General features: G+C 44.8%; 20 protein-coding genes. 6 read left to right on the top strand and 14 right to left on the bottom strand.

Annotated features, from left to right (window positions below; all coding sequences use genetic code 11):
• The 5 genes from GTH32_RS03335 to GTH32_RS03315 all read right to left on the bottom strand — a co-directional run bounded on the left by GTH32_RS03335 (nt 1) and on the right by GTH32_RS03315 (nt 4829).
• Nucleotides 1–2022 (bottom strand): NADPH-dependent 2,4-dienoyl-CoA reductase, encoded by a 2022-nt coding sequence (locus GTH32_RS03335; RefSeq protein WP_163083822.1) that lies wholly within the window; start codon nt 2020–2022, stop codon nt 1–3.
• A gap of 119 nt (nt 2023–2141) precedes the next feature.
• A complete protein-coding gene (locus GTH32_RS03330) occupies nt 2142–2591 on the bottom strand; it encodes a DUF4426 domain-containing protein (RefSeq protein WP_246223126.1) in 450 nt (149 codons plus the stop codon).
• Between the two features lie 33 nt (nt 2592–2624).
• A complete protein-coding gene (locus GTH32_RS03325) occupies nt 2625–3164 on the bottom strand; it encodes a YggT family protein (RefSeq protein WP_163083820.1) in 540 nt (179 codons plus the stop codon).
• A gap of 20 nt (nt 3165–3184) precedes the next feature.
• Nucleotides 3185–4006 (bottom strand): pyrroline-5-carboxylate reductase, encoded by an 822-nt coding sequence (gene proC, locus GTH32_RS03320; RefSeq protein ID WP_163083819.1) that lies wholly within the window; start codon nt 4004–4006, stop codon nt 3185–3187.
• 139 nt (nt 4007–4145) lie between these two features.
• Entirely contained in the window at nt 4146–4829 is a 684-nt protein-coding gene (locus GTH32_RS03315) for a YggS family pyridoxal phosphate-dependent enzyme (RefSeq protein WP_163083818.1), read from the bottom strand.
• A gap of 26 nt (nt 4830–4855) precedes the next feature.
• On the opposite strand from GTH32_RS03315, the gene GTH32_RS03310 reads away from it, so the two are divergent.
• The 3 genes from GTH32_RS03310 to GTH32_RS03300 all read left to right on the top strand — a co-directional run bounded on the left by GTH32_RS03310 (nt 4856) and on the right by GTH32_RS03300 (nt 7563).
• Nucleotides 4856–5899, top strand: coding sequence for a PilT/PilU family type 4a pilus ATPase (locus GTH32_RS03310; RefSeq protein ID WP_163083817.1), 1044 nt, complete (start codon nt 4856–4858; stop codon nt 5897–5899).
• Between the two features lie 11 nt (nt 5900–5910).
• On the top strand, nt 5911–7023 hold the full coding sequence (locus GTH32_RS03305) for a PilT/PilU family type 4a pilus ATPase (protein WP_163083816.1): 1113 nt from the start codon (nt 5911–5913) through the stop codon (nt 7021–7023).
• A gap of 207 nt (nt 7024–7230) precedes the next feature.
• A complete protein-coding gene (locus tag GTH32_RS03300; protein WP_163083815.1) occupies nt 7231–7563 on the top strand; it encodes a putative signal transducing protein in 333 nt (110 codons plus the stop codon).
• Nucleotides 7564–7579: 16 nt separating this feature from the next.
• Here GTH32_RS03300 and ruvX read toward each other — a convergent pair whose 3' ends face one another.
• The 4 genes from ruvX to GTH32_RS03280 all read right to left on the bottom strand — a co-directional run bounded on the left by ruvX (nt 7580) and on the right by GTH32_RS03280 (nt 10511).
• Nucleotides 7580–8014 (bottom strand): Holliday junction resolvase RuvX, encoded by a 435-nt coding sequence (gene ruvX, locus GTH32_RS03295; protein ID WP_163083814.1) that lies wholly within the window; start codon nt 8012–8014, stop codon nt 7580–7582.
• Nucleotides 8007–8573, bottom strand: a complete 567-nt coding sequence (locus GTH32_RS03290) for a YqgE/AlgH family protein (RefSeq protein WP_163083813.1) — start codon at nt 8571–8573, stop codon at nt 8007–8009. The genes ruvX and GTH32_RS03290 overlap by 8 nt, the downstream gene beginning before the upstream one ends.
• A 24-nt stretch (nt 8574–8597) precedes the next feature.
• Nucleotides 8598–9551 carry a glutathione synthase gene (gene gshB / locus GTH32_RS03285; protein ID WP_163083812.1) on the bottom strand — a complete coding sequence of 318 codons (954 nt, stop codon included), beginning with the start codon at nt 9549–9551 and terminating at the stop codon, nt 8598–8600.
• Nucleotides 9552–9782: 231 nt separating this feature from the next.
• A complete protein-coding gene (locus tag GTH32_RS03280) occupies nt 9783–10511 on the bottom strand; it encodes a 16S rRNA (uracil(1498)-N(3))-methyltransferase (protein ID WP_163083811.1) in 729 nt (242 codons plus the stop codon).
• 646 nt (nt 10512–11157) lie between these two features.
• Between GTH32_RS03280 and GTH32_RS03275 the strand changes: the two genes are divergently transcribed.
• Nucleotides 11158–12000: a mechanosensitive ion channel family protein gene (locus GTH32_RS03275; RefSeq protein WP_163083810.1), complete on the top strand. Its 843-nt coding sequence runs from the start codon at nt 11158–11160 to the stop codon at nt 11998–12000.
• A 64-nt stretch (nt 12001–12064) separates the two neighbouring features.
• Here GTH32_RS03275 and GTH32_RS03270 read toward each other — a convergent pair whose 3' ends face one another.
• Complete coding sequence (locus tag GTH32_RS03270; protein WP_163083809.1) at nt 12065–12862, bottom strand: M48 family metallopeptidase; 798 nt, start codon at nt 12860–12862, stop codon at nt 12065–12067.
• 420 nt (nt 12863–13282) lie between these two features.
• Here GTH32_RS03270 and GTH32_RS03265 point away from each other — a divergent pair, with 420 nt between their 5' ends.
• The gene (locus GTH32_RS03265) at nt 13283–15091 is read left to right on the top strand and encodes a choice-of-anchor I family protein (protein ID WP_163083808.1); all 1809 of its coding nucleotides are present in this window, start codon (nt 13283–13285) and stop codon (nt 15089–15091) included.
• 85 nt (nt 15092–15176) lie between these two features.
• Here GTH32_RS03265 and GTH32_RS03260 read toward each other — a convergent pair whose 3' ends face one another.
• The 4 genes from GTH32_RS03260 to GTH32_RS03245 all read right to left on the bottom strand — a co-directional run bounded on the left by GTH32_RS03260 (nt 15177) and on the right by GTH32_RS03245 (nt 23894).
• On the bottom strand, nt 15177–18215 hold the full coding sequence (locus tag GTH32_RS03260; RefSeq protein ID WP_163083807.1) for a TonB-dependent receptor: 3039 nt from the start codon (nt 18213–18215) through the stop codon (nt 15177–15179).
• An 85-nt stretch (nt 18216–18300) separates the two neighbouring features.
• Nucleotides 18301–21012 (bottom strand): chondroitinase-B domain-containing protein, encoded by a 2712-nt coding sequence (locus tag GTH32_RS03255; RefSeq protein ID WP_163083806.1) that lies wholly within the window; start codon nt 21010–21012, stop codon nt 18301–18303.
• A 433-nt stretch (nt 21013–21445) separates the two neighbouring features.
• A complete protein-coding gene (locus tag GTH32_RS03250) occupies nt 21446–22744 on the bottom strand; it encodes an MFS transporter (protein ID WP_163083805.1) in 1299 nt (432 codons plus the stop codon).
• 229 nt (nt 22745–22973) lie between these two features.
• Nucleotides 22974–23894 carry an NAD(P)-dependent oxidoreductase gene (locus GTH32_RS03245; protein WP_163083804.1) on the bottom strand — a complete coding sequence of 307 codons (921 nt, stop codon included), beginning with the start codon at nt 23892–23894 and terminating at the stop codon, nt 22974–22976.
• Between the two features lie 445 nt (nt 23895–24339).
• Between GTH32_RS03245 and GTH32_RS03240 the strand changes: the two genes are divergently transcribed.
• A complete protein-coding gene (locus GTH32_RS03240) occupies nt 24340–25464 on the top strand; it encodes a beta-ketoacyl-ACP synthase III (protein ID WP_163083803.1) in 1125 nt (374 codons plus the stop codon).
• Nucleotides 25465–25488: the final 24 nt, after the last annotated feature.

Here is a 25488-nt window from a genome sequence, read left to right as displayed (position 1 = left end):
CTATATGGCGGCCGCTAGCTCAGCGCCTTGACGAATAGCACGCTTAGCGTCTAACTCTGCCGCCACATCTGCGCCCCCGATAACATGCACCCTTAAACCCGCAGCTTCAAGTGGGCTGTGAAGCGGTTTGAAGGGCTCTTGACCCGCACAAACGATAACATTATCTACCGCTAAGCAGGTGGGGGTTCCATTAATCACTACGTGGAGGCCTTCATCATCTACTTTGTTGTACTGAACACCATTTATCATTTGTACATTGTGATGTTTGAGTGACTGTCTATGGATCCAACCTGTAGTCTTTCCTAAATTCTTTCCAACTTTGCTGGTTTTACGTTGCAATAAATAGACTTGGCGCGGACTAGGGTGGATGTCTTTATTAGTTAATGCGCCTGGCTGTTTGTAGTCTTTGTCTATACCCCAATGGGCTAGCCACTTATCTCTGTCAGTCGCTAAGCTTTCATCTTCTACTAAATACTCTGCCACATCAAAGCCAATTCCACCTGCGCCAACGATAGCCACACGCTCCCCAACGGGGTGGTGATCGCGTAAAACATCTAAGTAGGACATCACCATAGGGTGATCGTGCCCCTTTATAGTTAAGGGGCGGGGCTTTATTCCCGTGGCTAAAATAACGTCTTTGAAACCGCCTTTTATCAGCGCCTCAGCGGTTATTTCACTGCCTAAATTCAGATTCACGCCATACTTTTCAAGTTGATTTTTATAATACCTAAGAGTTTCATAAAACTCTTCTTTACCGGGTATTTGCTTGGCGTAATTAAATTGTCCACCTATTTCATTTGCTTTATCAAACAGGTGTACTTGGTGTCCTCTACTTGCTGCATACACGGCAAACGCGAGGCCTGCAGGCCCAGCACCTACTACCGCTAATTTTTTCTGATGCTTCGTTTTAGGGAACGTCAACTCGGTTTCGTAGCATGCCTGGGGGTTAACCAAACAACTGGCCCGCTTTTGGGCAAACGCATGGTCTAAGCAAGCCTGATTGCACGCAATACAGGTATTAATAAACTTTGCCTCATTGCGCATCGCTTTGGCTACAAAGTCAGGGTCTGCAAGGAAAGGACGTGCCATAGACACCATGTCAGCGTGGCCTTTTGCCAAAACCGACTCTGCGACTTCGGGAGTATTGATACGATTGGTGGTGATAAGAGGCAGGCTAACCTCGTGCTTCATTCGCTCGGTTATCCAGGTAAACGCGGCTCTTGGAACTGACGTAGAGATGGTGGGAACCCGTGCTTCATGCCAACCAATACCCGTATTAATTAGTGTGGCACCCGCGCTTTCAATCGCCTTTGCTAAGTAAACCACTTCGTCCCACGGCGCGCCGTCTTCCACTAAATCAAGCATTGAAAGGCGGTATATAATGATAAAGTCTTTTCCGGCGCTTGCGCGTATCCCCTTAACAATTTCTACCGCTAAGCGCGCTCTATTCTCTAAACTACCTCCCCATTCATCTTCACGCTGGTTAGTGCGTCGACAAAAAAACTGGTTAATTAAATAGCCCTCTGAGCCCATGACTTCCACACCATCATAGCCTGCTTCTTGCGCTAAATTTGCACATTTTATGTAATCACTAATGGTACTTTTTACGGCACGAGATGAGAGTGCGCGAGGCTTAAAAGGTGTAATAGGCGACTTAACTGGAGAAGCTGAAACGGCGAGGGGGTGGTATCCATAACGCCCTGAATGTAGAATTTGCATGCAAATTTTGCCATCTTCAGCATGCACCGCATCGGTGATCACTTTGTGTTTTTTCGCGTGTTTTCTCCTACTCATTCTGCCCGCAAAGGGAGCTACCCAGCCGGAGATATTTGGGCTAATCCCCCCAGTTACGATTAGCGCTACGCCGCCTTTTGCTCGTTCAGCATAGAAGGCAGCAAGTTTCTTAAAGCCGCCTTTTTCTTCTTCAAGCCCAAGGTGCATCGAGCCCATCAAAGTGCGATTTTTAAGCGTAGTAAAGCCCAAATCTAATGGGGCTAGTAAGTTGGGGTAGGCAAGCGTCATGGTTATTCTCGTTATATTTTTATGAAGACGGGCAAGTTATATTAATTAAACTTGCCCGACCAGTTATAACGATTATTTACCACTATTTCTGTTTGGTAAAGTAAACCAGAACAATAATGTTATTCGTCAACGTACATTTTTTGTTGAAAATTCAAGGTTTGCGTAATGTTGCCGCGCTGAACATTGATAGTAAAGCGATAGGTTTCCTGATCGCGAAACGGCAAAACGGCCAAGTAATAAATAGCGTCAGCTTCGGCAACTTTTTTAAAGGTAAGTTTACGATTGTTACCTATTAGGTTGCGAGCCTCACCAGATATTGCAACTTGTTGCGCTTCACCGCTTTTAGCATCAAGCACCGAGATGTTTACCAAGGCATTATACTTACTACGCATAATGCCATAGTCAGCAGCCACCTCGGGGGTTAAAAAGGGCGTATTTACTACCATGTAATGCACATCCCACTCGCCTAAGCGTTGTTTTTGTTCGCCATGGGCAAGGCTGCTAAAAAGCGCCAGAGCGCTAACGATGCAGATATACGCCAGCCTAGAACCGGTATATTTGATTTTCATTAAGCCACCAAAGTTTTTTTTCATCGTCAGTAACTAATACAATCTGAACGTATCTTGGAGCAGAAGTTGAAGAAACTGTAATGCAATGATTGCAATAAGTACCGATAAATCTAACCCCCCAAGTGGCGGAATAACTCGCCGGATAGGTGCTAAGAAGGGTTCTGTTAGCTGGTATAGTACGTAATCAACCGGTGATTGCCCTTGGGAAACCCAGCTTAAAATCGCGCGTAAAAGTAACACCCAGAACATAAGTGACAGCAATTCTTTTACTACCGTTATGACAGCAAGAATGGAAATGCTCAATGGGTTAAAACTGCCTCCTGAAATAGCGATAAGCGAGACCAATTTCAGTGCCGCCACCGCCACAGCCAACACAAACGTTGCAGTATCAAACCGGCCTATTGAGGGGATCACTCTGCGCAACGGCCCCACGATGGGGTGGGTCGCCTTTACCACAAACTGACTTAACGGGTTATAAAAATCCGCTCGCACTGCTTGTAACCACAAGCGTAAAATTACTACCATCAAGTACAAAGAAAACAGGGTATCAACTAGAAAAACCGTTGCATTCATGTTGTTTTTTCCTACAAACGTTAAAGCTGCTTTGCCATTTCGTCAGCGCGGGCTACTGCTGCGCGCATAGACTTACTTACAAGGTCTTTTAAACCCTCATCGATAAAGGTATTAACGGCCTGAGCAGTTGTACCTCCTTTAGATGTAACTTGGGCGCGAAGCTCGCTTAATTCAAGGTCTGTGTTGTGACAAACCATTTCGGCTGCGCCTAGCATCGCCTGTTGTACCATCAGACGCGATTGTGCTTTATCAAAGCCCATGGCGATTGCTTCTTCCTGCATGTATTGTAAAAATAAGAAGAAGTAAGCAGGGCTGCTGCCCGCCGCGGCAATCACGCCGTTAATGCCATCTTCCTCTTCAACCCATACGGTTTCACCTACGCTGTTCATAACATCATCTACGTACGTTCTGTCTTCTTCAGACACGGTGTGGTCGGCGTACATGCCGGACATACCTTTTCCTAAAAGACTAGGCGTATTAGGCATGATACGTACCACTGGGTAATCACCACCGAGCATCTCCTGCAAACGGGCTACTGGAAGACCAGCAGCAATGCTCATAAATAACTTGCCAGAGAGATCGTTGTTGTTCTTAAGGTCTTCACACATATTGCCCATTATTTGCGGTTTGACAGCAAGAACGATTGCGTCAGCGAATTGGCAGGCTTCATCATTAGACTGGGTTATCTGAATGCCGAATTCATCTTTTAACTGTTCAAGTTTGGGCATTGAGGGGTTGCTCGCTAAAATTCGCGACTTATCATAACCCGATTGAATTAAACCACTAATAATACTGCGGCTCATGTTGCCCGCGCCAATAAATGCCAATTTCTTCTGTTGCATGTATATCCTTTTTGAATAAATGTAGGTGAATTAATAAGCAGTGGGTGTCCAGTAATTACCTTAGGTTAATACGCAAAAAGTAATCCTGTCGCTTGCTCTGTGCTAGCTAAAAATAGCGTGTAACATGCTGTTTTCTTAGCTAGCGCTTGCCAAATATAGCGGTACCAATACGCACCATAGTTGAGCCATGCTTGATAGCCTGATGTATGTCACTGCTCATACCTACAGATAGAGTATCAAAATTGCTAAGTGATGTATGGTATTGCGCGAATAATTCCGCCAAAGTTGAGAGTGTTTTAGCTTGTTGTTCTCCGCTAGGGTTGGCTTTGGGTATTGCCATTATCCCTCGTAGTTGTAGACGAGGTTGGAGATTAATAAAGTTTACTAACCCGTCTAGTTGTTCTACGGCAATACCAGCCTTACTGGCCTCATCATCAATATTAAGCTGTATGCATACATTTAATGGTGCCATATGCGCGGGGCGTTGGTCGTTTAACCTGCGCGCAATTTTTTCGCGGTCAACCGACTGCACCCAGTCAAAGTGTTCTGCTACCACTTTCGTTTTATTAGATTGAATAGGGCCTATCATGTGCCAGTCTATATCTGTTAAGTCAGATAATTGCTGTACCTTTTCTACCCCTTCTTGTACATAATTTTCACCAAAGCTTCGTTGTCCCGCTTCATACGCAGCCATAATATCGGATACCGGTTTAGTTTTACTCACGGCTAGTAATTTAACCGAATTTGATGGACGATGAGCACTGGCAGTTGCTTGAACTATCTCCGCTCGTGCGGATTCCAGTCTTTCTGCTATTGTTTGCATTATTCACCTTGTTTAAAGGAGTGGTTGTGGATATTACCGAACTTTTAGCTTTCAGCGTTAAGAATAACGCGTCTGATCTACACTTGTCAGCAGGCTTACCTCCAATTATCCGCGTAGACGGCGAAATGCGAAAGCTAAACGTTCCCGCGCTCGAACACAAAGAAGTGCATGCTCTCATTTATGAAATCATGAATGACATGCAGCGAAGGCAGTACGAAGAAAACCTAGAAACCGATTTCTCTTTCGAAGTAAAAGGTTTATCCCGTTTTCGTGTTAACGCTTTTGTACAAAATCGAGGGGCCGCCGCGGTTTTGCGTACTATCCCAAGTAAAATTCTCACCTTAGATGAGTTAGGCGCTCCGGAAATCTTCAAACAAATTATAAATCAACCTACCGGTATAGTGCTCGTAACCGGGGCGACAGGCTCAGGGAAAAGTACTACCTTGGCTGCGATGGTCGATCATATCAATGCGAATAAACGAGAGCATATTCTTACAATTGAAGACCCTATTGAATTCGTTCACGAAAACAAACTAAGTTTGATGAATCAGCGGGAAGTGCATCGAGATACCCACTCGTTTAATAACGCGCTGCGCTCGGCTTTGCGCGAAGATCCCGATGTTATATTAGTGGGAGAATTACGGGATTTAGAAACTATACGTTTAGCTATTTCAGCAGCGGAAACCGGCCATTTGGTTTTCGGTACACTGCATACTAATTCAGCGCCAAAAACCATTGATCGTATTATTGATGTGTTTCCTGCAGAAGAAAAATCCATGGTTCGCTCAATGCTATCTGAATCGTTGCGCGCCGTTATCTCGCAAACACTGCTTAAAAAAGTAGGAGGAGGGCGGGTGGCCGCACACGAAATTATGGTTGGTATACCCGCCATACGAAACCTAATTCGTGAAGATAAAGTGCCGCAAATGTACTCTGTTATTCAAACCGGTCAGGCCCACGGTATGCAAACTATGGATCAGTGCTTACAGCGCCTCGTTGCAATGGGGCTAATTACCCAGCAAGACGCGGCAGCAAAAGCAGTAGATAAAAAGCAGCTAGGCAGTTTTTAGGAGCGTTCACGATGCTTGATGCATATTTAAAGAAAATGGTAGATGCAGGCGCTTCAGATTTGTTTATTACTGCTGAGTTTCCTGTTAGTGCAAAGATAAACGGAAAGCTTACTGGGATAAGTGATCAGCCCATCAGCGAGGAAACCGCGTTAGCATTGGTGGAAAGCGCCATGAATGCGAAACAGAAAAATGACTTTCACAGCAATAAGGAGTGCAACTTCGCCATAGTGCGTGAAGGTATTGGCCGTTTCAGATGTTCAGCATTTTGGCAACGGGATCAAGCCGGAATGGTTATACGCCGCATTGTCACGCAAATCCCTAACGCTGATGATCTGGGCCTGCCTCCTGTATTAAAAAATATTATTATGGCAAAACGCGGGCTTGTGCTGTTTGTGGGGGGAACGGGCACCGGTAAATCCACTTCCTTGGCCGCGCTTATCGGCCATCGCAATACTCATTCCCACGGGCATATATTAACCATAGAAGATCCTATCGAGTTTGTTCACGAACACAAAAACTGTGTGATTACACAACGTGAAGTTGGTATAGACACCCACTCTTTTGATGAAGCACTAAAGAGTTCTTTGCGACAAGCACCAGATGTTATCTTAATCGGTGAAATCCGCTCAATGGAAACCATGGAATACGCCATGTCGTTTGCGGATACTGGCCATTTATGTGTGGCTACACTGCACGCTAATAACGCGAATCAAGCTATAGAGAGGATCATGCATCTAGCGCCTAAAGATCAACATGAAAAGTTGCGCTTTGACTTAAGCCTTAATATCCGAGCAATTGTGGCTCAGCAACTTGTTCCCACAACGGATGGAAAGGGGAGGGTGGCAGCCATAGAAATACTACTGAACTCGCCACTCGTCACTGATCTAATTCAACGAAATGAAATTGGTAGCCTCAAAGAAGCCATGAAAAAAGGCAAGGAAATGGGGATGCAGAGCTTCGATATGGCATTGTATGAATTGTATCGTGCCGGTAAAGTGGATATGGAACAAGCGCTGCACCATGCAGACTCGCCTAATGATTTACGATTAATGATTAAATTAGACACGAACGATGGAACCAGTTTAGGCACCCTCTCCAATGTGTCGATAGATCTGGATGATTAATCTAAAAGGGTAAAGATTGCTTTAATTAAGATACCAGCCGGACGTAAGAAGACAGTTTAGAATAAGAGGGTATCTGCGTAGTGATTAGAAGATGGCTGTCCACTTTTTATTGCTGAAAATTGTGGGTGTCTTGAACTCTTAAGTTTTAAATGTGGGCGTCCAATGAATGTGGGTGTCTATGGGGTGGTGTGTTGAAAGGATATTTACGTGATTAAGCTGTTTACTTCCCACGATAGTTTTTTGGTTCAATCGGTGCGTAGTGAGCTTGATGCGCTGGCTATTCCGTATATGGTGAAAAATGAGTTTGCTGGTGGAGCGATAGGTGAATTGCCTTGGCAAGAGGCGCAACAGGAACTGTGGTTATTGGATGAAGGCTGGGCCGACAAAGCCCATCGGGTGGTAGACGCGCTAGTATCTAATAGAAAGGGGGCAGAAAAACGAGAAGCGACCGAGTGGGTGTGTGCTACTTGCGACGAAAATAATGGGCCTGCCTTTGATTCATGCTGGCACTGCGGTCAACAGCGCCCTCTAAACGGCTAACTTTTTTGCATTCACGTTAATCAAGGTACTGGTTTTCAGCCCAACTTGTGAAAATGACACAAGCAGAAACACTGTCTATCTTATCTTTTGTCAGCTTTTTAAAGCCCCCAAGCTCAAACAACATGGCTTTTGCATCAGTGGTAGTAAGTCGTTCATCACAGGTTTCTACTTTAACTTTAAACCTACCATGTAAGCGGTTGGCAAACTTCTTTGCCCGTTGGGTCATTTCCTGCTCTGTACCGTCCATATTAAGTGGTAAGCCCACCACTACAATATGAGGTTGCCACTCTTGATAGAGCTTCTCTATTAAAGACCATTCAGGAATGCCATCACGGGCTTTCAATGCAGGTAAAGGTGCTGCAGTACCGGTAACTTCCTGGCCTATGGCTACGCCAATACTTTTCGTACCAAAATCAAACGCGAGTACCGTTCTTTTGCCTATGTCAGGCATGTCCGGCTCCGGGGGCTAATTGCCATACGTCGATGCCGAGTTTATTTACCGCCGCCTGCCATTTTTTGTGAATAGGGGTATTAAATAAAATTTCTTCATCGGCTTCTATCGTAAGCCATGCATTGTCCTGCATCTCTTGTTCAAGCTGGCCGGCAGTCCAGCCCGCATAGCCCAGAGCTATTAGGGCTTCATCGGGGCCTGTATCATTTCCAATGGCGGTTAAAATATCACGTGAAGTCGTTACCATAATGCCCGGCGCTAATGATAGACTTGAGCCCCATCCTTGCTGAGTAGAGTGTAATACGAAACCACGCTCTTGGCTTACTGGCCCTCCAGCTAAAACGATTTGCTCCGCTTTATCATCACTTACAGTCAAGTCTTTGTCTGTTTGCTCCAACAACTGCTTTACGTTCATGGTCGAGGGCTGATTAATAACAATCCCCATAGCACCTTCCTCATTGTGCTCGCAAATATAGGTAAGCGAACGCGAGAAGTAAGGGTCTTCCAACGATGGCATGGCAATCAGAAAATGGTTCTGTAAGCTTTTTAAATCGGTCATCTCTACCTCGTACTTGCCGCTAACTTACTGCGCATGTAAGCGCTTTTCGATGGCGTCGAATAACATCGCCATTATATTGATTCCGTAGTGTCCTTCTATTTCTCTTACGCACGTAGGGCTTGTTATGTTTATTTCAGTAATTTTTTGACCTATTACATCCAGCCCTACAAATAAAATATTGTGTTTTTTAAGTGTTGGGGCAATAGCCTCAGCGAGCGCGCGATCGCTATCTGATATGGGTTGAGGGCGCCCCGTTCCCCCAGCCGCTAAATTACCGCGTGTTTCTCCTTTGGTCGGTAACCTTGCTAAACAGTAGGGAACCACTTCACCGTCTACAATAAGTACTCGTTTGTCCCCGTCTTTTATTTCGGGTAGGTATTCTTGTGCCATCATAAACCGGTTACCGAGTTGGGTAAGGGTTTCAATTATTACGCCTAAATTATTGCCATCGGGTTTAACACGGAATATGGATGCGCCTCCCATTCCGTCAAGCGGTTTGCAAATAATGTCTTTATGTTGGGCATGGAAGGCACGGATACGCTGTGCATTGTTCGACACTAAAGTATTCGGGATATGCTCTGGAAAATAAGAGGTAAATAATTTTTCATTGTAATCGCGCAGTGCCTGCGGATTATTGACTACAAGCGCCCCTTCATCCTGAGCAAGCGAAAGAATTTGGGTGGCATACAAAAACTCACTGTCAAATGGCGGATCTTTACGCATTAGCAGTACGTCTACGTCGCCTAGTGAGATGGTTTGCGGGGCCTCTAGGGTATAGAAATCAGTGGCTTGGTCTTTTACTGATATTTCTTTGGCAATACCCATAGGCTTGCCATTATCCAAATATAGATCTTTTAGCTCAAAGTAGAGAACCGTCGCGCCCCGGCGCTGCGCTTCTAGCATCATTGCAAAGCTTGTATCTTTATGTGGTTTGATATCCGCAATGGGGTCCATGATCACGCCGACGGAGTATTGCATGTATGTTCTCACTTATGATGTTAATGTGGCAAAGGTAGTTATCTTGGTAAAACAAAGAGCTAGCAACTGCGTAAGCCCTCGCTTGGTATATTCTCAATATATTGGGATAAAAGCGAGGTACTTCAAGTTTCGCAATAGAATTTGCCTTACGTGCACCAACAATAATGAACACCCATGGCACAGCTGTTTTTATGTGCTAAGCCCATTGCGACTATAATATAGTGATGGCGATTAAAAATCGCCGTGTTGGGCTTGTAAGATAGAAATACTACTTATTGCCGCTGTTTCGGTACGAAGAATTCGTGGGCCTAAACTAACAGAGGTGAATCCTTTTTCATTGGACTGATGAATTTCGCTTTCAGATAGCCCGCCTTCCGGGCCTATAAGTAGTCTAAACCCTTGGTTATTGTATGGCTGGCGGGCAAGAGGCTGTTCCGCTTTTGGAGCCAGCACTAAACGGGTACTGCTGGTAGACTCTGCAAGCCAATGGCTAAGGGTGGTGGGGGCATTTAGTATAGGTAACGTGTTGCGGCCACTTTGTTCACAAGCGCCTATAATAATTTTTTGCCACTGCTGGTGTTTTTTCTCCCACCTGTCAGCGTCTAATTTTACTGCACAGCGCTCAGTGATAAGGGGCGTAATTTGGGTTACACCCAACTCTACACTTTTTTGCAGTACCGTATCCATTCTATCGCCCTTAGAAACTCCTTGCCCTAAATGAATAGGCAAAGGAGACTCTTTAGATAGCGATAAACACGCATCAGCTTCTACAATTACATTCTTGCGTTGTACACTGATGATTTGGCCACTGTATTCATTCCCATCACCATTAAACAATACCACTGGACGATTGGCTTTCAACCTTAATACCGTCGCGATGTGATGACCGGCTTCGGCAGTAAGTTGGAACTCTCGCTCTAACGGTATAGGGTGAGGGTAATAAATTCTTGGTATGCGCATGGTTTTACATCATTAATGACTGCTTTGACATAATGATACTTGGGAGCATGGACAACTTGCAATCTTTCCCGTCGAAAACACCTGCTAGCTGCAAACTGTGAAATTTAAAACGCCACTATCGAGACGACAAAGATACGGAACGAGTAGCTTTGCTCGGTTGGGTTTCAGTTTCACAGGGCTTTCGGTTTTCTTTACGTGCGTGCTTAGTATTTTCACCAGTATCCTGGCCAATTGCATAAACAAATAATGCCGCCACCACTAAAAAAATCGACAAAAGAATAATCATATGTGAACCCTTTTTATTTAAACTTCCCTATGAACACTTGCGTTGTATGTAACTGCGTGTCATCGCTTTGTGTTACTTATTGTTTGCCCCAAGGTAAGGGCGACTACATGAATGTGTATGAATAGATTAAAATTTTAACCAGTGCCATAGAATTGGAACTTGTTCATGTGTTTTATGGTATCCGCTGTGTTAAGTAAGTGTAGTCAACTTTAGGATAAAATCACTGTGATTATCTGCTACGCACAAATTATACTTTCGGCGCAAAATAGCAGTTTCGAGGTAAATCCGTTGGCCATAGTTTGTAAAGACTGCTAGTTTAATTTTGATCAGTATAGGCAATTTATTTACAAGGATATAATTATGGAAGAAAATTTATCGCTTTTTTCTGCGAGCGACGTGGAACGTTATATTAACGACTATGCCATCCCATGGGGCATAAACATCGCAATGGCCATCGTAATATACATTATTGGTCGCTTGGTGGTAGGCATTATCTTGTCCGTGTTCCGCCGAGTAATGGCCAAGTCGAAATATGACGCCATGCTGGTGGACTTTTTAGAGGCGATCATTAGTGCAGTGTTAATGCTGTTTGTTATAGTGGCGTCTCTAGACCAACTCGGTGTAGATACAACATCGTTGGTGGCAATATTAGGTGCTGCTGGCTTAGCGATTGGTTTGTCACTTCAAGACTCGCTTAAAAACTTTGCTGCTGGCGTAATGCTATTAGTGTTTAAACCGTTTAAGTCAGGCGACTTTGTAGAAGCAGGCGGCACAGCTGGTACGGTAAAAAAAATCGGTATTTTTACCACCACTATGACCTCTCCAGATAACAAAGAAATTATCGTTCCTAATGGCGGTATTTACGGTGGCAATATTACTAACTTCTCAGCGAAAGACACTCGTCGTGTAGATATGGTTGTTGGCATTGGCTACGATGCTGACCTGCTTAAAGCAAAAAATATTTTGCTTGAAATGATAGCAGCAGACGATCGTATTCTTAAAGACCCTGCGCCTACGGTTGCGGTAGCTGAGCTGGCAGACAGCAGTGTTAACTTTATTGTTCGCCCATGGGTTAAGTCAGCCGACTTTTGGGGTGTGAAGTTTGACTTTACCGAAGCCGTGAAGCTTCGTTTTGATAAAGAAGGTATTTCAATTCCATTCCCACAAATGGATGTTCACCTTCACAAAGAAGACAGCGAATAACCTGTATTCTAATAGGTAACACTAAAACGCCACTTCATTGAAGTGGCGTTTTTTTTTCTTTTTTCTATTGGCAATTTGGCCGATAGTTGGTTGTCTGATATGTTGCGTAGGCCTCGCTCATATTTGCTTGCAAGTCCTCAATACGCGTTTGTGGCGCGGGGTGGGTGGAAAGAAGCTCTAGAGGACGGTCGCCAGAGCTAGCTGCATCCATGTTTTGCCATAAGTTTACTGATTGGCGTGGATCAAAACCCGATTCAGCCATAAGCTGCAGACCAATTAAATCGGCTTCCGACTCATGAGTTCGGCTAAAAGGCAATTGTACACCTACTTGTACGCCTAAACCTATGGCCGCCATAATGGGGGCTGACTGCGTAACTTCGTTGGCCGACAGCACTTGGCCCACAGCCTGGGTGCCAACGTTGATTATAGTTGATTGAGACATGCGCTCGTTGCCGTGTTCAGCAATCACATGACCCACTTCATGACCGATAACAGCGGCGAGTTGATGTTGATTTTCTGCTACATTAAGTAGGCCTGTATAAACGCCAATCTTGCCTCCGGGTAGGGCAAATGCATTAACCTGCTCATCATCAAATACGACAATTTCCCATTGCCCGCTATACACAGAGCTGGGTACTTGCGCGGTAATGGCCCTTGCTACACATTCAACGTAGCTATTTTGTACTGACTTGTTAGAAATTTTAAGCTCTTCTTTCATTCCTGAGAATGCTTGGTCGCCCATTTCTGAAAGTTGTGAATCAGAATAAAGAAGCATCTGATTACGGCCCGTGGGTGAAGTGGCACAAGCGGTTAGTGTAAGGGCTATCACAGCCGCGATTGGGGCTGAAAATCTCAGTTTCATACGTTCTTCCTTAATAATATGCTAACTAAAGGCTAGTATACCTCTAACTTAACGATGTCGCCTCTATACAAAAGTACGCACAAATGCGAAAAAACGAGCACCAGTAACAAGGCTAAATCTTTTTTATGGGTTATTGAAGGGTTTCCGCTTCTCATTCGGCGCGTTATTCATTGGTGCTTTTTTAACGCTAGTTTGCCAATTTCCTTTGTTTATTGTCCACTTTGCTATATTAATAGTAGTGTCATACACTGGCTTTAAACTATACAAAAAAGTCATACAACACTGCTACTTTTCGCTATCTCGCCAGTCGCTAATTGAGCTTAACGCCAACGCGTAAGCGCAGTTGTAACGCTACGTTTGTATGTTTAGGTGACGTTATGCAGGAATGAGCAGACCTACAAGTAAAACAAGGAACAATAAATGGCCGCGCAAAATAAATTCAAATATGGGTTGTTAGCATTATTCATTTCCTCAGTACTAACTGGCTGTGGTCTTGATGGCGATGATGGTGAGCAAGGTGAAACGGGTACCCAAGGGCCGCAAGGTGAGCAAGGAGAGGCGGGAACAGACGGTGCCGATGGTACCGATGCGTCTATTGGCGTTTCACTTGATGTGGTTGCACGCGCTTTTTTAGGGAACCAAACTGCTGCTGAGATTATTCAGTATCATGCAGATACGCAAACGATTTACGCCACCAATAGCGCGGCCAATAGTATTGCAGCAATAACCATAAGTGCAGACACATTGCCTACTGCAGCTATGTCAGATCCTATCAATAACGCAAACTTGACGGTAACGCAAATTAGCCTTCCTACAGAAGTTGATGGCGCTACTTTAGGAAGTTTGACAAGTATTGCGGTAAGTGGCGACCTGATGGCGGTAGCTGTTCCTGCCAGTGACAAAACCGACAATGGCTATGTGTTGTTTTACAACGGGTTAGACAGTGCCGCACCTACTTATATTGATGCCGTTGAGGTAGGCGCGTTGCCAGACATGGTTACCTTTACGCCAGATGGCGGTAAGGTACTGGTAGCGAACGAAGGTGAGCCATCCAGCGACTACACCGTCGACCCAGAGGGATCGGTTTCGGTCATTAATATTCTGGCCAATGGCGAGCCAGAAGAGTCGGGTACTATGGTGTCTTTTAGCGCCTTTAACGATATGCAGGATGAGTTAATTGCACAAGGCATGATGTTCCCTAACCCAAGCGGACGAACCATAAAGGGTGTCGCTATTGCCACCACAGTAGCACAAGACTTAGAGCCCGAATATATTACCACTACCAACGATACAGCCTATGTTAGCTTGCAGGAAAATAATGGGTTGGCGGTAATTAATTTAGAAGATCTGAGTGTTGAAGTGCTGGGCTTAGGGACGAAGTCATGGGCCGGGCTTAATATTGATATCCAAGAAGATAGTAGCGTGAGCTTTGGTCAATACGATGGTCTATATGGTGTTTACCAACCAGATACCATTGCAAACTTTTCGTGGAAAGGTGCCACCTTCCTGGTTACCGCGAATGAGGGAGACGCGCGCGAGTACTTTTTCTCCGCCGATGATGAAGCTACTTGCTTAAGCGATGGTGGGCTTTCTTTTGATGAAGATGATGGGTGTTTAGCCTATACCGATGAAGTGAAGGTAGAAGATCTCACTGCACAAGCCAACTCAGAGTTAGCGATGTTACAAACCAATGCTGAAGCAGACGATTTGCGAGTAACAAGCGCAATGGGAGATTCTGATGGCAATGGCGAATATGATGCGGCTTATGCATATGGTACCCGCTCCTTTACCATTTGGGACCAAAATGGCCTTGTAGTTTATGATTCTGGCGATGACTTTGAGCGCATTACTGCGTCGGTACACGGTGCACAATTTAACAACGGCGATGACGAAAACGAAGGAGATTCTCGTTCTGAAAATAAGGGGCCAGAACCAGAAGCCCTTACCGTTGGTGTGGTTGGCGATAGAACCTATGCGTTCGTAGGTACAGAGCGGATGGGTGGCATCTTTGTTTATGATGTAACCAACCCGTATGACGTACAGTTTGCTGAATACGTGATAAACAGAGATCTCACGGAAGGGGCCACGGCAGATGATGTTATTGGCGATTTAGCACCTGAAAGTTTAGTGTTTGTCAGCGCAGAAGACAGCGCAACGGGCGTTCCGTTGCTACTGGTTGGAAACGAAGTAAGCGGCACTGTTAGCGTATGGCAAATTACCCAACTGTAATACCCGCGTTATAAAACAAATGATAAAAAAAGCCCCGTCACTGTAAAGTGACGGGGCTTTTTTAATGCTTAGTGTATCTACTAGCTTAGTATTTTACCGTTACACCGGCAAACAAGCGTGGGCCATAATCATTCACTTCACCTAGGTTGCCTTTCACATAGTAATCTTGTGACTTAGGTGCGCTGAATAGGTTAATAGCAGAAACCTTAAGTCTAACGTGGTCGTTAAACTTGTAAGATGCACGGGCTTCCCAAACACCTACATCGTCTACAAAACGAAGACGGGTACCGTTACTGGTGTATGGCTGGAAGTAGTCGCTACGGTACTTATAGATAACCGCAGTATCGAGGTCGCCTACCTGATAATAAACCTGTGCACTAAATACATGCTCAGAGAAGCCAGGTACAGAGCCCGGAGGAACGATCCCTGCGGTTAGCTGTGAGGTATTGCCGTCTACATCAGTGATGTAAGTGTCGCCGTAGTTACTGTCTTCAAACTCATAATCCGTATCAGCATAGTTATAACCAATCTTCACCCCTATACCGCTATCCCAACGATATGCAATAGAGGTTTCGATACCGAACAGGTTGCTTGCATCGTCTGTTGTTACCGAATTTGTAATTGGAAGATCATAGCTATCGCCTTCAATTTCAAATGTTTCTATTTCAGTACGCTGTTGGAATCCACCCGTGAAACGTTTGAAGTACACACCAAACGCAAAAATAGAGTCCTCATTAGGATACCACTCAATAGCAGCATCATAGTTCCACGACATAAGTGGCTGGGTATTTGGATTCCCTGAACCATTTACGCCAACTAAAAGATCGGCCAGTGAAGTAGGTGCAAGCTCATCGTCAGTTTGGAAAGTACGGCTATAGCCAAGGTTTTTAGGGTCTACACGAGACATACCGCGATAAATCCCGGCACGCAGAAGAATATCGTCGCTATAGTCCATTACAAAGTTCACACTTGGTAGCACCTCAGTGTAACCACCGCCACCCACTATTCGCTCTAATTCATCGCCAGGCACTAGGCTTACCGCATTCAGTTCATCGGTAACAACTTCAAACGAGCTTCTAAAGCCGATTGATGTAACTTCAGTGTCCACAATACGTACACCAAAATTACCACGGATGAATTTGCCCCACATTTCGGTGTCGTAGTTGGCCATCAAATATGCAGCGTAGGTTTTTTCCGTTACATCGATAGTTCCGGCATTTTCATATTCAAGTTCTGGGTAGGCGAATTCACCCCCATTAGACGCCGCAACAGCTTGCGAGAAACAGATATTATCGTAGGTCGCCCAAGACGATCCTGTACCTGAGCTATTGATGCTGCCATCGGCGCCTACGTTAGTGATAATATCACCGTCAGAAACGGTGGATAAAAAGTCACTTTCAGGGAAATCAATTTGGCAAGCCTCTAATACATCTAGCGCAGCGGTGTTAGAGGTATCTAACGTGTACTCAGTACGTGAACCGTTTCCTTGACTACCACCATATTGCACGAAGGTCAGCTCTGACGCCCTTAGACCCCCTTCAATGCTGGTAAATACATCACTGCTTAACATATATTGGAAATCGAATTTGGCAGAGACAACTTCGTTTTCACGGGTATTTTCGTGATCAAGACGAGTACGTAGGCTATCAGTAAAGTTGCTGATGTCTGTTACATCGAAATCAGAGATAGAGAAGTGAGGAATGTTGTCCCCCATATCCCACGAAAAGGGGATACGATCTGCAGTACGCGCACGGTTTGAGATTTGGAACTCTTCACGTTCTGTATTTGAGTAAGCGACATCAAAGTTAAGGGTTAATAAGTCGGTAGCATAGTGCTCAACGTTTATACCGATACCTTTATAAATCTCTTCACGAGAAAATTGCTCACCAGATGTTTCAATTCTATCTTGTCCTTCCCAGTGCAAAATGCCGCCTACGCTATTAGTGACAAGCGTTGGGCCCGTCAAACCAGGAATCGCACGTTTTTGAAGGAAAATAAGATCGTGACGGGATTCTCGCTGGACACGCTTAGAGTACTGGCCATCAATATTGATGTCCCAGCTTTCGTTAGGCTGATACTGTGCAGCAAGGAAAAACGCATCACGCTCATCAGAGGTTTCATTTTGACGGTAGCTACGGCTACTGCCAGTCCACGCATAAGGTGAGTCGCCGCTTGCTGCTTCACCTGTAGCGGGGTCGATAGTGGTATCGTAGCCTTGGTTACTGCTACCATTTACTTGGTCTTCGCAATCGCCTGCACTGCTACGAAAAAAGCCTTCATTGGTGTTAGTCGGATCGTTTAAACACGCCCATAACGAAGAGCCTGTTGGGCTTGAACTACGATATTCAGCTTCGGGTTGGGTAATATCTTGACGCTGCGCACCTATAGAGATACCGAGCGCTGAACCATTATCAAATTCGAATTGGTCCACATAACTTACCGTCCCGCGGTAGCCCAAGTCATTTTCAAGTGAGTTGTCCACATTGGTTTGATCTGGGTTGTAGTTGCCTTTTAACTCAGCTTGGAAGCGTTGCTTGCCGTAATCAAGGGGTTGTACTGTTTCAAGGGCAATAACCCCAGCTACGCCACCTTCAATCATAGACGCGTCTTGCGTTTTATAAATCGCGACCTTCTTTACTAGCTCAGAGGGAAATTGAGAGAAGTTTACTGAACGGTCACCACTACCATTAGTTGCTTCACGGCCATTAATGTGTGTTGCACTTAAAAACGGACCTAAACCACGAATGGTAATTTCAGTGGCGCCCCCATTTTCACGGTGAGACGCTGCTCCGGTAATCGACTCTAGCGCTTCACCAATGGAAAGCGCTGGCAGATCACCAATGTCTGAAGCGGATAACCCATCAACTACCGTCGTAGATTCACGCTTAATAGAAATTTGATCTTGAATAGTACGGCGTGTACCTACAACATCTATTACCTCAACATCGGCTTCTGTTTCATCACCCACTTGTGCTTCTTGGGCTTGTAGCGTGAATGCACTCGTACTTGCAAGGCCTGCGATAATGGCGGTTTTAACCCACTTTGCAGTAGGACGTAAGGCAAACTGAGGGGTTACCGACAGTTCCGTTTTTGGCGTGTGTAGTTGTTTTTCTCTCAACGACATTCCAATATCTCCGTTGTGTTTAGTGTTGCACAAAGGGCAATCACTTGCCCTTGTGTCTTTTGTGTGTAGGGTTTGTTTAAAGCGTTTATTCGTTTGAAGCGACCCAGGTAGAACCAGCACCTACATCTGAGGCTTCGATGTAGTAAAGGCCTTTCGCCCCTGCAACCGCTTGAGCGCCGCTAGGATCGGTTTCTACGAGTCCGTTTTCAGCGGTAATGAACTCAGGCACTTCTTTACCGTTTGCCGCAGGATCTTGGTCTATCGCGCCATCAGAATCGAACTCGCCGTTGCCATTAAGATTACGAATGTCTACCCAAAACTCGTCTTCTACATCGCCAGAGGCATAGCTATCCATAAAGCCAAAGCTATTAGAGAAGAGCGAGTTTTCATGGTCGATAAGGTCACAGTCATATTCAAAGGCGTGGTCGCTGCTTAGTGCTTCTGAGTCGAAGTACAGGCCTTGTTTACTTGCATCATCGTTAAAGCCATTGGCTATCACATTAGCGTCAAAGGCAATATTGAAGAAGTTCTTTGTTAAGGCGTACAGAACAGGAGCGTTGTCTGCGGTAAGTTCATCACAGTCGCCAACGGGGGCGTTGCTGCCAATCTCAGTACTAAACACAATAGGCTGTAATGAGTTGAGTACGGTATTGTTAGTTACTGTCAATGAAAGGTCACCAGCACCATCTAGCACAGCCTGGTTGCCTGCATTCGGTACACCGCCATCAGCTTGTGAAAAAGGGTTTGCGGTAAATACAATGCCGCCCGCTTCCTTATTGCCAGAACGAATACCGGCAATATAATTATTGGTTACGGTATGGCCTAGTGGCGTAAGAAGAACACCACTTGGTCTATCATCAGAGCTTGCGATATCACTGGTGCGAATGATGATATTATCCGCCACGGTATTGAAACCACCGTCTTCCAATGAAATACCCCCATTAGGGTTAACAATAGTATTGCCCTTTATCGTGGCACCAGAGGTTTGCACACGCATTAAGCGGCGTCCGCTGGCAAAACTATCAAAACGATTGTACTGAACAACAAAATTAGCGTCCTCGGCAGCATCAGCGCCGGTGGTGCTACCTAAGTTCAATAGCAGTAAGCTTGAGTCGTCGAAGTTAGGGTTATCGGCGTTGGCAAATAAGTTGTACTGAATAACATGGTCTGAACCAGACGAAGACAACTTAATTACTGAGCCTTTTAATGCATTGTTTCGGTTAGTAAAGGTATTACGCTCGATAACTGCCCCAGCGCCTTTTACCATAAGCCAGTGATAGGTTTCTTGGTTCAGTACTTCTTGATCGCCATCCATCGTATTTTGTGTAAATACAAAATTATCGCCTTCTGAATAGATAATCGCTGATTCTTCTGATTCGCAGTAAGAGCCGGCTTTAGTGTCTATATCTTGGAATGTGAGGCCTCGAATAACCGCACCGTCTACTGTACTTGCAACATTAATACAGGCTTCTCCGGTAATAACTGGGTCATTACCTTCAACCGCCGCAAGTGTGACAGCACTGGTCAACATAATGGCATCAAGATCGGCATATATATTTGTGGTAAGGCCTACCACGTCGCCATCTGCAAGCGCGCCGTTTACTGCATTCATTAAACCAGAAGCATCACTGACGACTTGGCTGTAAATAATCGTATCTAGTGACGCTGAAACCGACTCTGCAAAATTGTCTTGGTCAGTATAGTCTGCGCTCACTGAAATAATTGCGCCGGCATAGTCGCTTGGGGTAAGCGTATTACCCGTTACACCATTAATCGCTTCACCGTCGGCATACCAGGTATAAACCAGGCTGTTCGTATCAACACCGTTATTATCGGTAATTTCAGCGGTGAGAGGTGCACTTGCAAGGTAAGGAGCGCTTCCATTAATGATAATACTACCGGCTTCATTCACTGCTACCGCGGTAACTGCAATAGTAGGTTCCGACATGATTTCTTCAGAAAAACCATAGTCATCAGTATAGGTAGCTTGAACGGTAAGCACTTGACCAATTAAGGACGCATCTACAGTGAAGCTGCTTTGCGTAGCACCAGTAATAACTTGGTCATCGGCAAACCATTGGTAAGTTGCACTGCCACTGGCGCCATCTTCATCTTCAATGGTAGTAGTGAGAGTATTTCCTACTGTGGGCGTACCCTCAATAATAATAGTGCCTTCCGTATTGGTACGTGCTACTGGGTCGGTTGCCGCTGAAATAGGGGACTCACTAAATCCGCGGTCATCTTCAAAGGTCGCCTGTACGGTAATCACTTTTCCGAATTGCGCATCGCCAAGGGTTAAGGTAGATAACACTTCATCTTCTATTACTTCGTCATCGGCGAACCACGTATAGATAATCGTAGCGTTTTCGATACCGTTTTGATCGGCCACCGTCGCCGTTAGTGTCGAGCCAATGGTAGCCTCGCCGCTAATGGTTACCGTAGCATCATAAGAAATCGCAGATACACTCGCTGTAGCGTCACTAATGTGAGATTCGTTAATACCACCATCATCTGTATATGAGCCTTGCACAGTAATTGCTGAACCAATTTGTTCATTGGTAAGGGTAAAGGTTGACGAATGCGCGTCTTCAACTACCTCGTTATCTGCATACCAGTAATATTGAACCGCCCCTGAAATACCGTCAGGATCGCTCACTGAGGCACTAAGGGTTTGCCCTGATGTTGGGGTGCCCGACAACGTTATTGAGCCAAGTGTATTGGGGTTATTGTCCGAATCCACGTTACATCCTGACATGGCGGCAGCAATGGCGCATAGTGCAAATGCTTTAATCTTCATGATGGCGTTTCTCTCCAGGTTTTACCGTTTTAGATATTTGGGTATAACCTTAATGGTTTTATCTTATTACCAATATTAGGTTTTTATTTTACCAAATCTTCTGCTTCTGGATAATAAGAACACAAAATTTTTACATTTTCCACTATATTCACGTTTTTTTCTTAACATTAAGCTTAATAAAATATTAAGAAAAACAATTAAGTTAACTTTCTTGTTATTACCAATGAGATGGTTTGGTACTTGGTTTAGTAATGTTTGGTAAGCCATTTGGCCTGTGTGGCGCAGTTACACGAGTTTTAAACGCAGTGGTATTGCACTAAGGAGGAGAAATGCATTATCGAAAAGAGGATAGAATGCAAAAATGAGGGCGGGAGTTATTAACACTTAAGCAAAAAAATTGGCTCTACAGGAGAGCCAATTCATTAACATCGTTTTATGCTTTCTTTTTTAGCGGTTCCACTTTGGGGATTAAAATCCAAATTGCTAAGACTGCAATAATTGCCAAAGACGCGCCGATTACGAAGGCTGGGGTGTAATTGCCCCCTGCGGTTAAATAAGGCACTAAGGAGGTTAAGCCTACTGCACCAAGTTTTGCCGCCATGCCAGAAAAACCTGATAAGGTGCCCACCGCTTTTTTGCCAAATAAATCACTGGGTAGGGTTTGCACGTTACCAATGGCCGTTTGAAAGCCAAACAAGATGACAGCCATAATAAGTACCGCGATAGTAGGGCCGCCTGGATTAGACATTGCAATAAGCGCAGGTAGCATTATCAAGCACCCAAGTGTAATAACTAACTTACGGGTTTTATCGGCATTCCAACCGGCTTTTAATCTATTTTGCGCCAAAAGCCCTCCGAACCAAGCTCCAAACATTGCGCCCACGTACGGTACCCATCCATAGATACCAATATCGGTGACGTTCATACCGTACACTTCATTAAGATAGATTGGGATCCAGAACACAAATAACCACCAAATAGGATCGATAGCTGCTGAGGCGATAATCACCCCCCAGCTTTGTTTGTGAGATAAAATTTCGGTAGTAGAAGGGGTATATTCTTCTTCTTCATCTACCTCGTTTTCAGTTACCCGACGTTGGCCGGTAAGTATATATTCACGTTCTGCATCTGTTATCCATGAGTGCATACTCGGCGGAGCCTTTACCAATATAACCCACGGCACCAACCAAAGTAGACCGATGGCACCGACTATTACGAAAACCATCTGCCAACTGAAATGAAGAGTAAGATAAGCAATTATAGGGAAGGCAATAATTCCGCCGATAGCCGCCCCTGAATTAAACAAACCTTGCGCTAAAGCCCGCTCTTTTGTGGGGAACCATTCTGCATTGCCCTTAGTGGCACCCGGCCAGTTACCTGCTTCAGCTATACCGAGTATCCCTCTAAAAATGCTAAAGCTTAATACGCCTTGAGCAAAAGCATGGGCGATAGTGGCAAGAGACCATACACCGATAGAAAGGACAAAACCTACGCGCGTACCTAGCCAGTCAAAAATTTTACCGAAAATGGCCTGACCGAAGGCATACGAGAACACAAAGACAATGGAAATGTTGGCGTAAATCTGTTTACGTTCTAATGCACTTTTATCAGGAAATAAGTCTTCGACAATTGCTGGCCAAAGCACACTAAGTGCCTGACGGTCGATGTAATTAATAATGGTCGCTAGGGCAATTAAGGCAATCACCCACCAACGTAAACCTTGTATTTTCACGATATCACTTCTCTATGTCGTTGTTTACCTTTCGGCTATTTTTTAGTTATGGTGGTGTTGGTACCAATTGAACAGCCAGTTTGTCGAAGCGGGTGAATGGCACAATTGTGACCCATTCTCCTCAAGACAAGCAGGTGTCGTAAACAATAAAAAATAGGGCGTAGATGATATGAGCAGGGCCAGGCGTTACTTGCGTCTTAGGATACTCATATCATCATGATTGTTGTTACTATTTGTTTAGTTTAAGAAAGTAATCGAAAATCTCAGGAACGTTGCCGTTACCCATACCGGCATCAAATGCCGCTTGTAAGTTTGCCGACGACCCTTCTGCAATTTTAGACTCGGTACCAAGATCTTCCACCATCTTCAAAAAGTAACCCAAATCTTTGTTAGCATTGGCAATGGAAAAGCCGAGATCACTTACATTGTCTACTGCATAGTTTTTACAAAATTGCATAAATGGCGAACTAGAGGGGCCGGTAGACATAATGTCGAACAGTTGTTGACGGTCGACACCTGCGCGGTCAGCCACCGCGAAAGCTTGCGACATTGCACACACTGTGGTCATACCCATAAAGTTATTTATAAGCTTGGTAGTATGTCCTGCGCCCAATGCGCCTAGGTGGAATACATTTTCACCTTGGTCTTCAAGTACCCCTTTTACTTTTTCAAATGTGTCTTTGTCGCCTGCGGCCATAATGTTAAGTAGGCCGTCTTTCGCGTGGGCGGGGGTTCTGCCAAGTGGCGCATCAATCATACCCACGCCTTTTTTCGCTAAATCTTCACCAATTTTACGGGTTGAAGAAGGGATAGAGGTACCAAAGTCGATGACCACAGCACCTTCTTTAATGCCAGCCATGATGCCGTCGTCAGCATACATCACCGATTCCACGATAGCGGACGTGGTAAGGCACAACATAACGATATCAACGTTTGATGCTAATTCTTGTGCAGTAGATGCCGACTTTGCGCCGCGATCGACACACGCTTTAACGGCATCTGCGTTTAAGTCCATGACAGTAACGTCGTAACCTTTCTTCTGCAGGTTTTCGACCATGTTGCCGCCCATTAAGCCCAGACCAATGAAACCGATGGTTGGTTTTGACATATCTTTATCCTCAAATACGTGTTGAACATGCTTTAAATGCATGTCGGTTACTTAAACTCACTCAGCACTTTTTGCACGACAAGTGCTTTGTTATTGCCAATTCATAGGTTAAACGGTATTAGTGGCTTGCCAATTTGTCAACCAATTTATGGTTTTTATGCTTACATTTTGTAAATTAAATGTTGTTTGCATGTTTTTTCCGCGTGTTAGTACCGTGTGGGGTGAATAGGTTTTGGCGTTCGTAAGAGAAGTACACACCATAGCGTTGAGTAAAATGACGCAATAAAAGGCATTTTAGTTACAGAAGATTGGGTTTGCGGTAAGCTACTTATTAAGGACACGCATTAATAATAGCGCACTTCGCTTATATCGTCGGTAGGGACACTACGGATAACGGCGGGAGCGAGTTACGGGGACATTGCCGGTCACCTCGCGTTATTTGACAATGTACTTGATACCAAATGAAGACAAGAATGAAGAGAAGAGTATGGCTCAACAGATTGTAATTAGCGGCGTGGGTGTTTGGCATCCTGAAGAAAGTATTACCAATGAAGAGTTGGTTAACAGTTATAACGCCTATGCAGATAACTATAATAACGAAAATGCAGATAAAATTGAGGCAGGTGTACTTACTGCGATGCCGCACTCAAGTGCAGAGTTTATTGAAAAAGCGTCGGGTATTAAAAGCCGGTATATCTATCAAAAAGAAGGGGCTTTAGATATTACACGTATGAAGCCGCAGATAGCGCCGCGTGGTGACGATATGCTTTCTCATCAAGCTGAAATAGCCCTTGAGGCAGCAAAAAAAGCCTTGGTCGCGGCGAACAAAACTGCACAAGATATCGACGCCGTTATCGTTTCATGCGCGTATACACAACGCGCCTACCCTGCTATAGCTATCGAAGTGCAAGAAGCCTTAGGCATAGAAGGGTTTGGCTTTGATATGTTGGTGGCATGTTCTGCTGCTACATTTGGTATGCACCGTGCCTATGAAATGCTTGCTGCGGGAAGCGCCAAGTGTGTATTAGTTATAAACCCCGAGTTAGTTTCGCCACAAATTAACTATACCGACCGAGATAGTCACTTCATCTTCGGGGATGTGGGCACTGCAACCGTATTAGAGCATGCAGAAACTGCCACCAGCGATCATATTTATGATGTGCTTAGCACCAAAGCGGTAACCAAATACTCCAGCAATATTCGCTCGAATTTTGGCTATGTGTCTCGCGCGGAAGACGTTGATCCCTATGGGCCGGATAAACTTTTTCACCAAGCCGGTAGAAAAGTTTTTAAAGAAGTGTGCCCGATGGCGGCTGACCATATTGCTGCTCATCTTGAAAGGCATAATCTTACCCCAGCAGATGTTAAGCGTTGGTGGTTACATCAAGCCAATATCAATATGAACACTTTAATTTGCAAAAGACTTTTAGGAAGAGAGGCGACGAAAGAAGAAGCGCCTATTGTGCTAGATGAATACGCCAATACCGCGTCGGCGGGCTCGGTAATCGCTTTTGGTTTGTATCATCAAGACCTAACATCAGGTGATATAGGTATATTGTGTTCATTTGGGGCCGGTTACTCCATAGGCTCATTAGTGGTACAAAAGCGATAGTAGGTGAAAAACCAATACAACAAG

The organism is Alteromonas profundi, assembly GCF_010500865.1.
Lineage (GTDB): Bacteria > Pseudomonadota > Gammaproteobacteria > Enterobacterales > Alteromonadaceae > Alteromonas > Alteromonas profundi.
Note: the sequence above shows the minus strand (reverse complement) of the source record. Positions and strands in the feature narration are given on the sequence as shown.

What these genes read in the sequence shown, in the direction of transcription:
- GTH32_RS03335 (WP_163083822.1), bottom strand. Translation starts at nt 2,022, where the DNA reads ATGACGCTTGCCTACCCCAACTTACTAGCCCCATTAGATTTGGGCTTT.
- GTH32_RS03330 (WP_246223126.1), bottom strand. Translation starts at nt 2,591, where the DNA reads ATGAAAATCAAATATACCGGTTCTAGGCTGGCGTATATCTGCATCGTT.
- GTH32_RS03325 (WP_163083820.1), bottom strand. Translation starts at nt 3,164, where the DNA reads ATGAATGCAACGGTTTTTCTAGTTGATACCCTGTTTTCTTTGTACTTG.
- proC (WP_163083819.1), bottom strand. Translation starts at nt 4,006, where the DNA reads ATGCAACAGAAGAAATTGGCATTTATTGGCGCGGGCAACATGAGCCGC.
- GTH32_RS03315 (WP_163083818.1), bottom strand. Translation starts at nt 4,829, where the DNA reads ATGCAAACAATAGCAGAAAGACTGGAATCCGCACGAGCGGAGATAGTT.
- GTH32_RS03305 (WP_163083816.1), top strand. Translation starts at nt 5,911, where the DNA reads ATGCTTGATGCATATTTAAAGAAAATGGTAGATGCAGGCGCTTCAGAT.
- ruvX (WP_163083814.1), bottom strand. Translation starts at nt 8,014, where the DNA reads ATGCCTGACATAGGCAAAAGAACGGTACTCGCGTTTGATTTTGGTACG.
- GTH32_RS03290 (WP_163083813.1), bottom strand. Translation starts at nt 8,573, where the DNA reads ATGACCGATTTAAAAAGCTTACAGAACCATTTTCTGATTGCCATGCCA.
- gshB (WP_163083812.1), bottom strand. Translation starts at nt 9,551, where the DNA reads ATGCAATACTCCGTCGGCGTGATCATGGACCCCATTGCGGATATCAAA.
- GTH32_RS03280 (WP_163083811.1), bottom strand. Translation starts at nt 10,511, where the DNA reads ATGCGCATACCAAGAATTTATTACCCTCACCCTATACCGTTAGAGCGA.
- GTH32_RS03275 (WP_163083810.1), top strand. Translation starts at nt 11,158, where the DNA reads ATGGAAGAAAATTTATCGCTTTTTTCTGCGAGCGACGTGGAACGTTAT.
- GTH32_RS03270 (WP_163083809.1), bottom strand. Translation starts at nt 12,862, where the DNA reads ATGAAACTGAGATTTTCAGCCCCAATCGCGGCTGTGATAGCCCTTACA.
- GTH32_RS03265 (WP_163083808.1), top strand. Translation starts at nt 13,283, where the DNA reads ATGGCCGCGCAAAATAAATTCAAATATGGGTTGTTAGCATTATTCATT.
- GTH32_RS03260 (WP_163083807.1), bottom strand. Translation starts at nt 18,215, where the DNA reads ATGTCGTTGAGAGAAAAACAACTACACACGCCAAAAACGGAACTGTCG.
- GTH32_RS03255 (WP_163083806.1), bottom strand. Translation starts at nt 21,012, where the DNA reads ATGAAGATTAAAGCATTTGCACTATGCGCCATTGCTGCCGCCATGTCA.
- GTH32_RS03245 (WP_163083804.1), bottom strand. Translation starts at nt 23,894, where the DNA reads ATGCATTTAAAGCATGTTCAACACGTATTTGAGGATAAAGATATGTCA.
- GTH32_RS03240 (WP_163083803.1), top strand. Translation starts at nt 24,340, where the DNA reads ATGGCTCAACAGATTGTAATTAGCGGCGTGGGTGTTTGGCATCCTGAA.